The organism is Mycobacterium sp. PDNC021 (assembly GCF_048282635.1).
Classification (GTDB): Bacteria; Actinomycetota; Actinomycetes; order Mycobacteriales; family Mycobacteriaceae; genus Mycobacterium; species Mycobacterium llatzerense.
Window position 1 is genome coordinate 4,710,925 of sequence record NZ_CP182502.1, and the last position, 12,553, is coordinate 4,723,477.

A 12,553-nucleotide genomic window follows, 5' to 3' on the forward strand; every position below is an offset into this window, starting at 1 on the left:
CCGCGGCAGCCGCGGAAAATCGTGCACAAATTCGCTACTTCTTGGGCTTGTCGCTCGCCGCATCGGAGGACAGCGCCGCGACGAAGGCTTCCTGCGGAACTTCCACCCGGCCAATGGTTTTCATGCGCTTCTTGCCCTCCTTCTGCTTCTCGAGCAGCTTGCGCTTACGGGTGATGTCACCGCCGTAGCACTTGGAGAGCACGTCCTTGCGGATGGCCCGAATATTCTCGCGCGCAATGATTCTCGACCCGATGGCGGCCTGCACCGGTACCTCGAACTGCTGGCGCGGGATCAGTTCCTTGAGCTTGGTGGTCATCTTGTTGCCGTATGCGGCCGCACCGTCCTTGTGCACGATGGCGCTGAACGCGTCGACGGCCTCGCCCTGCAGCAGGATGTCGACCTTCACCAGGTCGGCTTCCTGCTCGCCGGCCTCTTCGTAATCGAGGCTGGCATAGCCGCGCGTGCGCGACTTCAGCGAGTCGAAGAAGTCGAAGATGATCTCACCGAGCGGCATCGTGTAGCGCAGCTCGACGCGCTCCGGGGACAGGTAGTCCATGCCGCCCAGCTCGCCGCGACGCTGCTGGCACAGCTCCATGATGGTGCCGATGAACTCGCTGGGCGCGATCACCGTCGTCTTCACGACGGGCTCAAAGACGCTGCGCACCTTGCCTTCTGGCCAGATCGACGGGTTCGTCACGATCAGCTCGCTGTTGTCATCTTTGACGACGCGGTACACCACGTTGGGCGCCGTGGAGATGAGATCGAGGTTGAATTCCCGTTCCAGGCGCTCGCGGGTGATCTCCATGTGCAGCAGGCCCAAGAAGCCGCAGCGGAAACCGAAGCCGAGCGCCACGGAGGTTTCCGGCTCGTAGGTCAGCGCGGCGTCGTTGAGCTGCAGCTTGTCCAAGGCCTCGCGCAGCACGGGATAGTCCGAGCCATCCACGGGATACAGGCCTGAGTAGACCATCGGCCGCGGTTCGCGGTAGCCGGTCAGGGCCTCGGTCGCGCCGTGCCTGGCCGAGGTGACGGTGTCACCGACCTTGGACTGGCGGACGTCCTTCACGCCGGTGATCAGGTAGCCGACCTCACCGACGCCGAGGCCGTCGGAGGCCTTCGGCTCCGGCGAGACGATGCCGACCTCGAGCAGCTCGTGTGTCGCGCCCGTGGACATCATCTTGATCTTCTCGCGCGGGTTGAGCTTGCCGTCCACCACGCGCACGTAGGTGACCACACCGCGGTAGATGTCGTAGACCGAGTCGAAGATCATCGCCCGCGCGGGTGCGTCGGCGTCGCCGACGGGCGCCGGGATCAGCCGCACCACCTCGTCGAGAAGTTCGCGCACCCCCTCGCCCGTCTTGCCGGAGACCCGCAGCACGTCGGACGGCTCGCAGCCGATGATGTGCGCGATCTCGCCGGCATAGCGGTCCGGGTCGGCGGCGGGCAGATCGATCTTGTTGAGCACCGGGATGATGGTCAGGTCGCGGTCCAGTGCCAGGTACAGGTTGGCCAGCGTCTGCGCCTCGATGCCCTGTGCGGCGTCCACCAGCAGCACCGCACCCTCGCAGGCCTCCAGCGCGCGGGACACCTCGTAGGTGAAGTCGACGTGGCCTGGGGTGTCGATGAGGTGCAGCACGAAATCTTCACCGTTCACCTGCCACGGCAGCCGCACGTTCTGGGCCTTGATGGTGATACCGCGCTCGCGCTCGATGTCCATCCGGTCCAGGTACTGGGCCCGCATATCGCGGTCGGCGACGACACCGGTGATCCCCAGCATCCGGTCGGCCAGCGTCGACTTGCCGTGGTCGATGTGGGCGATGATGCAGAAGTTCCGAATCTGCGCCGGCGCAGTGAACGTCTTGTCGGCGAAACTGCTGATGGGAATCTCCTGATAAAGGTCGGCCTGCGCGCCGTCATCTGCCGCGACGCGCAGCTACCAGGGTATCTAGCGAGGACCCCGGCGACTAAATCGCCGCCCGGAAACTCCCCTATGCTCGATGCCATGGCGTCGCAGTGGAGGACGTTCCAGCGTCTGGCGGAACAACTGGTGTTCAACGAGGCGCCCAAACTCATCCGTACCTTGCAGCAGCCTGACGGGCTGTCGCGGACCATCCAGCAGGGCATCCGGTTCGGTATCGAGGTGGGTCTGACGGCGCTCGGCGCTGTGCCGACGGAGTCGCAGGCGGCCATCACCGCTGGGCGGCCCGTCACCGAGAACATGGTCCCGACAGCCCACCGCGCCCGTCGCGTCGTCTATGCACCCGACCTGGACGGCCAGGCCGACCCTGGCGAGATCGTCTGGACCTGGGTCGTCTACGAAGACGACCCGACCCGCGGCAAGGACCGTCCCGTGCTGGTCGTGGGCCGCGACCGCACCACCCTGCTGGGGCTGATGCTGTCCAGTCAGGACCACCACCAGACCGACCCCGACTGGGTGGGCATCGGATCCGGCAGCTGGGACTACGAGGGACGCGCCAGCTGGGTGCGCCTCGATCGCGTGCTCGACGTGCCGGAAGAAGGCATCCGCCGAGAGGGCGCGATCCTCGAACGCGACAAGTTCGAGCTCATCGCCGCCCGCCTGCGTGCCAGCTACTCCTGGAGCTGAGCCCCCTACCGCGGCTGCCGCCACATCGGAATCAGGCTCGGTCCGCCGTTGGGCAGCTTCATCTCGCCCGTGACCTCGAACCCGAACCGCTCGTAGTACGGCACGTTCACCGGATTGCTCGACTCCAGATACGCCGGCGCATGTTCGGCGTCAACGCGGTCCAGCCGCGACCGCATCAGGGCCTGCCCGAAACCACCGCCGCGGACCGTCGGGGCGCTACCGATCACCGCGAGATACCAATGCGGCTCCTCCGGGTGATGCTTCTTCATCAACTCCGCGGCCGCCTGTCCGCGCAACACCGCGGTGCCGAACGTCAGCAGCATCATGGGCACGGCCCGCAGCTCGGCACTGCGCGACTGCTGCCACTTGCCCGGCGGATCCCACAGTGCCGCCGCACCGATGCCGTCCGCAGACGAGGCGACCTCGACGCCACCGTGATCCAGATGCTGGTATTTGGTGAGCGCCGCGAACAAGCGCGGCAATCGGCGCCGACGCAGTCCATCGTCGGGAAGCATCCATTTCATGACCGGATCGTCGGCGAATGCGCGGGCCAGGGTGTGCGATATGCCACCGATGTCGGAACGAGTGGCCGCCCGGGTCTGAATTTCACGCATGCCGCCAGCTTGCCCGAAATGCGCGCCGAAACCGGCGTGTCGCCGTACTGACACGGCCGCTCGCGGGAAAAGCTAACCGCCTTGGGTGATGTAGTCCTGCAGGCGCTGCTGCTCGGTCTCCAGCTCTTCCATGCGGGTCTTGACGACGTCGCCGATGCTGACGATGCCGGCCAGCCGGCCGTCGTCGAGGACGGGCACGTGCCGCACCCGGTTCTGGGTCATCAGCACCACGAGGTGGTCGACGGTGTCGCGCGGCGTACAGGTCGCCAGGACGGTCGTCATGATCTCCGAAACCGGCTGGCCCAGTAGGCCACCGCCGCGCTTGTGCAGCTCACGCACCACGTCGCGTTCGGACACGATGCCGGCCAAGCCGTCCGGCCCGACCACCACCATGGCACCGATGTTCAGCGCCGAGAGGCTGGCCAACAATTGGGACACCGTGGTCTCCGGGGCGATGGTCGCTACCGCGGCACCCTTGTTACTCAGCACGTCCGCGATCCGCATCGCCCGCCTCCGATCGTGATCTCCCTCACACCATGGTAGTCGGCGCCGGACGGTACGACGGGAAAGTCAAGCGAGCCGGGTGATTTCCACGACGACATCCAGATCGGTGGACCCCTCGCCCGAGTAGATGCCCTTCAGCGGCGTGACGTCCGAATAATCCCGTCCGACAGCGACGGTCACGTACTGCTCATTGATCTCGACGTCGTTGGTCGGGTCGTAGTCCCACCAGCCGCCGGTCCAGGCCTGCACCCAGGCGTGACTCTGCCCTTCGATGGTGTCGCCGACCTCCGCCCGGCGCTGCGGGTGCAGGTAACCGGAGACATACCGGCCCGGAATCCCCATGCTGCGCAACAAGATCAGTGTCAGGTGCGCGAAGTCCTGACAGACGCCCTTGCCTTCGCGCAGCGCATCCAGTCCTGACGAGTGCACACCGGTGGTACCCGGGACGTAGTCCAGCTCGGTGTTGACCCAGTTCGCCGCGGCGATCACCGCTTCCTGCGGGTCGTAGTACTTCATGATCCGCTGGCCGACGCGCTGCAGCCGCTTGCTGATGGGCGTGTACGCGGTCGGGACGAGCAGTTCGTCGAACCGGTCACGGACGCCGGCACCCGCCAGGTCGTCCCAGGTGACCAGTTCCGCGGGCATTTCACCTTTGTCGGTCTCGACGACCGACGACGACGTCACCTCCAGCTCGGTGTGCGGCGCGTGCAGATCGAAGGCCGTCACCGCAGTGCCCCAGTAGTCGATGTACCGGTAGGAGCGGGTGGCCGGAGCGGTCTCCACCCGGTTGAGGACGACGTTCTGCCGCGAGTCCGAGCGCGGCGTCAACCGGGCCTCGTTGAACGACGCCGTCACCGGCGACTTGTAGGCATACCCGGTGGCATGGACAACTCTGAGCCGCCACATATCAGATTTCACCTTCTTCGATAACCGACACCGGGTGGCCCGCGTCCGTCCATGCGACCCACGGCGCCGCGTGAAAGTACTCCAGCGCCAATGCTTCTCCGATTTCCCGGCAGCTGCGCTGCAGACCCGCCAGACGATCCTCCAGGGAGTCCAACAGCAGGCCCGGCTGCAGGAACTCCAGCTCGCTGCGCGCCCGGCCCAGGAGGCGTTGCGCCTCACCGGTGGCACCAATGCGGTCGTGCGGCCTGTTGTGCAGCTCGTCCAGATGCCGCTCGGCCAGCCGCAGTGAATAGAACACCGACCGCGGAAACAGCCTGTCCAGCAACATGAATTCGACGACGCGGCCGGCGTCGAGCACACCGCGGTAGGTCCGCAGGTAGGTGTCGTGCGCGCCGGCCGAGCGCAGCACCGTCACCCATGCCGGCGACGACGCACTGTCACCGACGCGGGCCAGCAGCAGCCGCACCGTCATGTCGACACGCTCGATCGCCCGGCCCAGCATCATGAAGCGGTAGCCGTCGTCGCGCGACAGCGTCGAGTCGGCCAGACCGGCGAACATCGCCGCCCGGCCTTCCACGAAGCTCAAGAACTCATGCGGCCCAAGCCTTCTGGCCGCCCGCTCGCGCTCGGCCAGGGCGTTGTAGGTGGTGTTCAGGCACTCCCACATCTCGGTGGACGTGACTTCGCGTGCGCCGCGGGCATTTTCGCGGGCCGCCGAGATCGACTCGACGATCGAATTCTGCCCGTCACCGCGGCCGAACGCGACCAGGTCGGTCAACGACCACATGTCCAGCGGGGCCGCCGGCGGCTCGATCCCGAGGACCCGCAACAACGTTCGCGATGCCAGGTCGGGGTCGACGCTCGAGTCCTCCAACAACTGGTGCACGGTGACGTCCAGGATGCGGGCGGTGTCGTCGGCCCGCTCGACGTAGCGGCCGATCCAGTACAGCGATTCCGCGTTGCGCGCCAACATCAGTACATCACCGCCTGTTGCTGTTGCTGCTGCTGTTGATGGGCAGTTTGCACGGCCTGCTGCGGTGGTCCCTCGTCAGCGGCCTGGCCGGCCGACGGCAGGGAGCGGACGACTTCGGCGGCGCCGAGCTCGTGCGTGGCGGTCGACGCCCGCGACGCCAGCACCCAGGTGTCCTTCGAGCCGCCACCCTGACTGGAGTTGACCACCAGCGAGCCCTCCGGCAGCGCGACGCGGGTCAGCCCGCCGGGCAGCACCCAGACGTCGTCACCGTCGTTGACCGCGAACGGCCGTAGATCGACGTGCCGCGGAGCCAGCTTGTCGCCGATCCGCGTCGGCACCGTCGACAGCTGCACCACCGGTTGGGCGATCCAGCCGCGCGGGTCGGCGCGGACCTTTTTCGAGATCGTGGCGATCTCCTTCTCCGAGGCGTCCGGCCCGAAGACAATGCCGTAACCCCCGGAACCCTCGACCGGTTTGATCACCAGCTCGCGGATCCGGTCGAGCACTTCCTCGCACTCCTCTTCGAGCCAGCAGCGGTACGTGTCGACGTTCGCCAGCAGCGGCTTCTCTCCGAGGTAGTACTCGATGATGGTCGGCACGTACGTGTAGACCAGCTTGTCGTCGCCGACCCCGTTGCCCACCGCGCTGGAGATGACGACATTGCCCGCCCGCGCCGCGTTGAGCAGGCCGGCGACGCCGAGCACGGTGTCGGGCCGAAACTGCATGGGGTCCAGATATATGTCGTCGATCCGCCGATAGATGACGTCCACCTGGCGCTCGCCTTCGGTGGTCCGCATGTAGACGACGTTGTCGCGACAGAACAGGTCGCGGCCCTCGACGAGCTCGACGCCCATCTGCCGGGCCAGCAGCGAGTGCTCGAAGTAGGCGGAGTTGTAGACGCCCGGGGTGAGAACCACCACGGTCGGGTCCGCTTCGTTGGACGCTGCCGCGTTGCGCAGCGCCCGCAGCAGGTGCGACGAGTAGTCGCCGACGGCGCGGACCCGGTGCGTGGCGAACAGGTTGGGGAAAACTCGGGCCATGGTGCGCCGGTTCTCCATCACGTAGGACACCCCCGACGGCGAGCGCAGGTTGTCCTCGAGCACCCGGAAGTCGCCCTTGTCGTCGCGAACCAGGTCGATGCCCGCGACGTGGATGCGGACGCCGTTGGGCGGGGCGATGCCGACCGCCTCGCGGTGGAAGTGCTCGCACGAGGTCACCAACCGGCGCGGGATCACCCCGTCACGCAGGATCTCCTGATCGCCGTAGACGTCGTCGAGGTACATCTCCAGCGCCTTGACCCGCTGCTTGATGCCTTTTTCCAGTTTTGCCCACTCGGCGGCCGCGATGACTCGGGGCACCAGGTCCAGCGGGAACGGCCGTTCCTGACCGGACAGCGAGAACGTGATGCCCTGATCGGTGAACGCGCGGCCGAGTGCTTCGGACCGAGCCGCCAATTCGGACGTGTCCGACGGCGCCAGCTCGGCGAAGACGCCTTTGTAGAGGCCGCGCACGACGCCCTGGGCGTCGAACATCTCGTCGTACGCCTCGGAATAACTGTCAACGTCGTCGTAGCCGTTGAAGACGCCGTCGTAGCGATTCCCTGGAGTGGTTGGCCGCGACCGTACGGGTCCACTGCGCGATGTCCGTGGGCTCATGCCAGACATGCTGCATCAACCTGGCGGTTTCGGCAGGGCAAGTAGATATTCACCGATATGCTCAGGGTCGTCGCCAGCCAGTGCGCGCACTCCGCGCTTTGGGGTTTTTGCGTGGACGCTGGTAACCTGAACAGTCGCTGCCCGTTGACGGGCGAAGAGCACAGACTTAAGACCGAGCATGCTCCTCTGGAGAACATGCCCAAAATGAGATTTAGAAGGAACGACACGCGTGGCCAACATCAAGTCGCAGGAAAAGCGCATCCGCACCAACGAGATTGCCCGTCTGCGTAACCAGTCGGTGAAGTCCGCGCTGCGTACCGCCATCCGCGGCTTCCGTGAGGCCGTCGACGCGGGCGAGAAGGACAAGGCCGGCGAGCTGCTCGTCGCTACCAACCGCAAGCTGGACAAGGCCGCCACCAAGGGTGTCATCCACAAGAACCAGGCCGCCAACAAGAAGTCGGCGCTGACCCTGGCCTTCAACAAGCTCTGAGCTCAAACTCGTAGTTTTCGCGAAACCGCGGCCCGATGATCGGGCCGCGGTTTTGTTGTGTTCGCCTCAGTTGTCGGCCAGCTCGGCGACGCGACGCACCGCCGATTCCAGCGCGTAGTCGGCACTGGCCGCGGCGCCCTTGACGTCGGCGTTCAACGCCGCGACCACCCGCAGCGCCTCGGCGATAGTGTCCCGGGACCAGCGCCGGGCCTGCCGCTGTACCTTTTGGACTCGCTTCGGCTGCATACCCAGCTCCCCGGCGAGTCGGTAAGGATCTCCTGACGCGCCTCCGACGCGCGCGATCGCATGCACGGCCTCGGCCAGCGCATCAGCCAGCACCACATGCGGCTCGCCGCTGAGCATCGCCCATCGCAGTGCCTCTGCCGCACCTGAGACATCACCGACGACGGCCATGTCGGCAATATCCCAGCCCTTCACCTCGGCTTTGCGAGAGTGATATCGGTGCACTGCGACCACGTCGACTTGTCCGTTCGTGTCGGCCACCAACTGCGAACAGGTCGCCGCCAGCTCACGAACGTCGGCGCCGACGGCATCGACCAACGCGTTGACGGCCTCCTCGGAGACCTTCACCTTCAGCGCGCGGAACTCGCTCTTCACGAAGTCGACACGCTCGTTCGGCCATTTGATCTTGGGACAGTTATGCACCTGGGCACCAAGCTTTTTCAGCTGATCAGCCAGCGCCTTGGCGCGGCCGCCACCGGAGTGTACGACGACGAGCATGGTGCCGCCGGGCAGGTCGGCCGCGGCGTCGGCGATGAGGGCGACGGCGTCCTTGCCCGCTTCAGCGGCGGACTCCAGGACCACCACGCGTTCCTCGGCGAACAGCGACGGGCTCAGCAGTTCAGCGAGCTCGCTGGTGGACACATCACCGGCCCGCAGCCGATCGACCGGCACGTTGTCGTTGCCGGCCAGCTTTCGCGCAGCCCGCAACACGTCGGCCACGGCCCGCTCGACCAGCAGTTCCTCGTCGCCCAAAACCAGATGCAACGCCTCGGTCGATCCACTCACCCGTTGATCGTTTCATGTCGCGCCGACACGCACTCGCACGCACTCACACACTCCAAGCCAAACGGAACTTCTCGGCCAGTTCGGCGTCGGACAAGTCGCCGTAGTTCTGCTGCTCGTAGCCGCGGACACCCAGGACGGCGTCCGTGGCCGCGTCGCCGAGGATGCCGCGAACCACGTCGCTCCCCCGCAGCGCGTCGAGCACCTCGGCCTGCTTCGCCGGCAGCATCACGACGCCGGCCTGCTCGCGCTGTGCCGCCGTCAGGGACGCCGGGTCGGCGGTGACCTCGGGCGGCAGCGGCAGCTCCCGGGTGATGCCGTTGAGCGCCAGCCCGAGGATGGTCGCCGAGGCGAGGTACGGGCTGGCCGACGGGTCGACGATCTTCACCTCGGCGTTGGCGCCGTACGGATTTCCGGATGCGGCGCTGACGAACCGGACGGCAGCCTCCCGGTTTTCGGTGCCCCAGCAGACATTGGCGCCGGACCAGCTCCCCGGCTGGATGCGCAACCCGGACACGATCGAGCCACAGAGGACACCCTGTGCGCCGGGCAGCCCGGCCAGCAGCCCCGCCACCGCCGACTCGCCTGCCGCCGTCATGCCCCGCACTCCCGAACCGCCAGAGAACACCGGCACCCCGTCGCGACTCAGCGAAAAATGTTGATGCGCGCCAGAACCCACGCTGCCGGCGAAAGGCACCGGAGACAGGCTGATGCGCAGACCGTGGCGGCGGGCCACCCGGCTGCTGATGATCCGGGCGAGCACCAGCTGATCGGCGGCAGCCACCGGATCACGAGGCGCCAGCGAGAATTCGAATTGATTGGCCCCGTATTCGGGATGGAACTGCTCGATCGCCACGCCCGCGGCACTGGCGGCATCCATCACGTCCCGCACGAACCCCTCGAATTCGAGCACGCCGGCCAAGCCGTACTGCGCCCACAGGGCGGCCGGGAGCTGCGCGCCATCGGGGCCGACGAGCACGAACTCGACCTCATGCCCGACAGTGGCCGTCAAACCAGCGGAAGCCAATCGCTGCGTAACCTGTTGCAGCACACCGCGACCGCAGTGCGGGTCGGGGTTGCCGTCCTGTGTGAAGAACGCACCGGGCGCCCAGGCGAGTCCGTCACCGAGCATGCGGAGTCCCGCCAGGTCGATGCGTACCCGGCGATCCCCGACCACACCGGTCTGGTCGCCGAACACGATGCCGGTCTGATCGATCGCGAATACATGCCACGTCGGGCTGGTGCCGAGCCCGTGGTCCGCGAACCCCGCCACCCGGTTCAGCGGAACCACCTTGACCTGCGTCAGCCCTGCAGCGTTGACCACCGTGCCGATCAGGGTGCCGGCGCCGGCCGCCTCGAGTGCCGCAACAGCTGTCGCCACGGACTCGGCTGAATGGTCATTCACGTCAATAATTCTGCATCGCGCCGCCGGGGTTCACGGGCGTATCGCGCGTCCGCCTTCGGCGGCCAGGGGATCACCGCCTCGTCGCCGGCGCCATGCGGCAAGTAGCAGCGCCACGGCGGCCGTCGTCGCTCCGAGTAGCAGCGCGCCGCCCCAGCCCGACGGGACGCTCACCGCCGCCCCTGGAACCGCGGCACTCCACCGCGCGACATACAGCAGCCACCACAGTTCCGGCCCGGTGAACCTGATCAGCAGTTGCGCCGCGGCGGGCCAGCACCACGCCATCGCAGCGGCCGCGGTGCCGAGAATGGTGATCGGCGGAATAACCGGCGCGACAAGGAGATTGGCGACCACCGCGACCAGACTCAGGCTGCCCGATATCGCCGCCACCAACGGCGCGGTCACGAGTTGCGCAGCGACGGCCACGCAGACGGCGTCAGCGATCGGCTTCGGCCAGCCGCGGCCGACCAGACGGCGCGACCACCCCGGCGCGATGACCACGAGTCCCGCCGTCGCCACCACCGACAGCGCGAATCCGGCGTCCACCGCGAGCGCCGGGGAAATCACCATCAGCACCAGCACACTGGCCGACAACGCCGGGATGGCCTGCCGCCGCCGATGCACCAGCATCCCCATCAACATCACCGAACCCATTGCGGCGGCGCGCAATACGCTCGGCGACGGTTGCACGATGACGACGAACGCGAACAGCGTCACCGCCGCCAACCCGACAGCGATCCGAGGTCCGACCAGTGCCGCGCTCAGCAGCACCGCGCCGCACACGATCGTCACGTTCGCGCCCGACACCGCGGTGAGATGCGTCAATCCCGCTCGGCGGAACGCGGCCGTGGTGTCCGACTCGATCGCCGACACGTCGCCCAGCACGAGTCCCGGGAGCATCGCCGCCTGATCCGGCGGCAGCGACAGCCGTGCGGCCTCGCCGAATTCAGCCCGTACGTGCGCTGCCGCGCGCTGCCCGGTCGACGCCGTCCCGAATCGGGGCTCGCCCACTGCGGCCAGCACTGCCACCGACAGGTCCCGCCGCTTCGGCCGGGTGACCCTGGCCCGGAACGCCATCGGTCGACCCACGCCGACCTCCGAATAACCGATGGCCGGAGCGAAAACCATGACCCGCCCGGATGATTCGGTATCCTGCAGCCGCTGCAACGACGCCGTGAACATCAGCCGACCACCCTGGATGGTCTTCGGGGACTCGGCCGGCGTGACGGTCACCGTCACCGTCGTGCCGAACCGTGACGCCAGCGGATGGGTGTCGACCGCGTGCACGCGCACCGTCGCGACGATCGCGAACGCCGCACCCACAGCCGCAACGGCAAGCACCGCGGGCCAGCGCACCGAACCCACCCGCAGACCGACACCCGTGACGGCAGCCACCGCGACGACGACCGCCGCCAGCGCTGCCCACGGCCCCCACCACACGCCGACCGCGGTCACCGTCCAGCACGTCAGTGCGGCCGGCACCAATCTCAGGTCGATGCCGGGGACGTCCGGCGCGGGAGCTCCCGTCACACCTTGACCAGCTCACGCAGTTTCTCCAGCCGACTCGGCCCGATGCCGTCGACCTCACCCAGCTGGTCGACGCTCGCGAACCGACCGTTGGCGGTACGCCACGCCACAATCGCTTTCGCCATGACGGGGCCGATACCGGGCAGGCCGTCGAGTTGCTCCTCTGTCGCGGTGTTCAGATCGACCGGCCCTTTGGGATCCTTGCCCCCACCGGGCGGCCCCTTCTCTGGCGCGGTGGGCGCCGCTCCGGCCGAACTGCGCATCACCGCCGGCGCACCCACCGGCGCGGTGATACCGACCAGAATCTGCTCGCCGTCGGCCACCTTGCGGGCCATGTTCAGGCCGACCAGGTCGGCGCCGGCCAGCGCTCCCCCGGCGGCCGTCACCGCGTCGGCGATGCGCGCACCAGCCGGGAGCGTCACCAAACCCGGCTTGTGCACCAGGCCCGCCACGCTGACCACGACGTCCTCGGCCTTCCCCGGTGGCGCGGGCGGCCCCGGCGCGGAGGACGAAACCATCTGCACCGGAGGCAGTTTCGCCGCAGTCACCGGTGGCTTGTCGTCACCGAGCACCGCGATCACCGTCACCAGGACCGCGACCACGCCGACCACCGCCAGCGCGATCACTCCAGCACGCCCAGGATCGGCCCGCACCGTCGCGAGCCACCCCGGGCTGCCGGGCACCGCGTCGGGCAGCCAGCGCGACAGCGAGGTGTCGTCGTGCGCGTCGGGTTCGACGTCGGGGTCCGTCGTGTCTCCCGGCTGTGCGGTCAGCCGCCGCTGGGTCCGGTCGATCGGTGTCTGCGTGACCATGTTCGCGACGTTAGGCACCGGCCCCGACCGGGACTCCCGGAA

General features: G+C 67.6%; 12 protein-coding genes. 2 read left to right on the top strand and 10 right to left on the bottom strand.

The annotated features are described in order from the left end of the window. Window positions 1–34: 34 nt before the first annotated feature. Window positions 35–1,930, bottom strand: a complete 1,896-nt coding sequence (gene lepA, locus ACNO8X_RS22565; RefSeq protein ID WP_418006000.1) for a translation elongation factor 4 — start codon at window positions 1,928–1,930, stop codon at window positions 35–37. 69 nt (window positions 1,931–1,999) lie between these two features. Between lepA and ACNO8X_RS22570 the strand changes: the two genes are divergently transcribed. Then, window positions 2,000–2,602, top strand: coding sequence for a type II toxin-antitoxin system PemK/MazF family toxin (locus ACNO8X_RS22570; protein WP_418002797.1), 603 nt, complete (start codon window positions 2,000–2,002; stop codon window positions 2,600–2,602). A gap of 5 nt (window positions 2,603–2,607) precedes the next feature. Here ACNO8X_RS22570 and ACNO8X_RS22575 read toward each other — a convergent pair whose 3' ends face one another. The 5 genes from ACNO8X_RS22575 to ACNO8X_RS22595 all read right to left on the bottom strand — a co-directional run bounded on the left by ACNO8X_RS22575 (window position 2,608) and on the right by ACNO8X_RS22595 (window position 7,254). Further along, complete coding sequence (locus tag ACNO8X_RS22575; RefSeq protein WP_418002798.1) at window positions 2,608–3,216, bottom strand: GNAT family N-acetyltransferase; 609 nt, start codon at window positions 3,214–3,216, stop codon at window positions 2,608–2,610. A gap of 72 nt (window positions 3,217–3,288) precedes the next feature. Continuing rightward, window positions 3,289–3,720 carry a CBS domain-containing protein gene (locus tag ACNO8X_RS22580; RefSeq protein WP_043394196.1) on the bottom strand — a complete coding sequence of 144 codons (432 nt, stop codon included), beginning with the start codon at window positions 3,718–3,720 and terminating at the stop codon, window positions 3,289–3,291. Window positions 3,721–3,786: 66 nt separating this feature from the next. Continuing rightward, a complete protein-coding gene (locus ACNO8X_RS22585) occupies window positions 3,787–4,626 on the bottom strand; it encodes a transglutaminase family protein (protein WP_043394198.1) in 840 nt (279 codons plus the stop codon). A gap of 1 nt (window position 4,627) precedes the next feature. Beyond that, on the bottom strand, window positions 4,628–5,599 hold the full coding sequence (locus ACNO8X_RS22590; protein ID WP_020102144.1) for an alpha-E domain-containing protein: 972 nt from the start codon (window positions 5,597–5,599) through the stop codon (window positions 4,628–4,630). After that, the gene (locus ACNO8X_RS22595) at window positions 5,599–7,254 is read right to left on the bottom strand and encodes a circularly permuted type 2 ATP-grasp protein (protein WP_418002799.1); all 1,656 of its coding nucleotides are present in this window, start codon (window positions 7,252–7,254) and stop codon (window positions 5,599–5,601) included. Before ACNO8X_RS22595 ends, ACNO8X_RS22590 begins: the two co-directional genes overlap by 1 nt. A 229-nt stretch (window positions 7,255–7,483) precedes the next feature. Between ACNO8X_RS22595 and rpsT the strand changes: the two genes are divergently transcribed. Further along, a complete protein-coding gene (gene rpsT / locus ACNO8X_RS22600; RefSeq protein ID WP_071286160.1) occupies window positions 7,484–7,744 on the top strand; it encodes a 30S ribosomal protein S20 in 261 nt (86 codons plus the stop codon). Between the two features lie 66 nt (window positions 7,745–7,810). On the opposite strand, the gene holA is transcribed toward rpsT, so the two are convergent. Genes holA through ACNO8X_RS22620 form a run of 4 tightly spaced genes read right to left on the bottom strand, consistent with a single transcriptional unit; the run spans window position 7,811 to window position 12,511 of the window. Next, a complete protein-coding gene (holA, locus tag ACNO8X_RS22605; RefSeq protein WP_418002800.1) occupies window positions 7,811–8,773 on the bottom strand; it encodes a DNA polymerase III subunit delta in 963 nt (320 codons plus the stop codon). 43 nt (window positions 8,774–8,816) lie between these two features. Continuing rightward, window positions 8,817–10,175, bottom strand: coding sequence for a glutamine synthetase (locus ACNO8X_RS22610; protein WP_418002801.1), 1,359 nt, complete (start codon window positions 10,173–10,175; stop codon window positions 8,817–8,819). A 30-nt stretch (window positions 10,176–10,205) separates the two neighbouring features. Next, on the bottom strand, window positions 10,206–11,702 hold the full coding sequence (locus ACNO8X_RS22615; RefSeq protein WP_418002802.1) for a ComEC/Rec2 family competence protein: 1,497 nt from the start codon (window positions 11,700–11,702) through the stop codon (window positions 10,206–10,208). Beyond that, entirely contained in the window at window positions 11,699–12,511 is an 813-nt protein-coding gene (locus ACNO8X_RS22620; protein WP_418002803.1) for a ComEA family DNA-binding protein, read from the bottom strand. The genes ACNO8X_RS22615 and ACNO8X_RS22620 overlap by 4 nt, the downstream gene beginning before the upstream one ends. Between the last annotated feature and the right edge of the window lie 42 nt (window positions 12,512–12,553).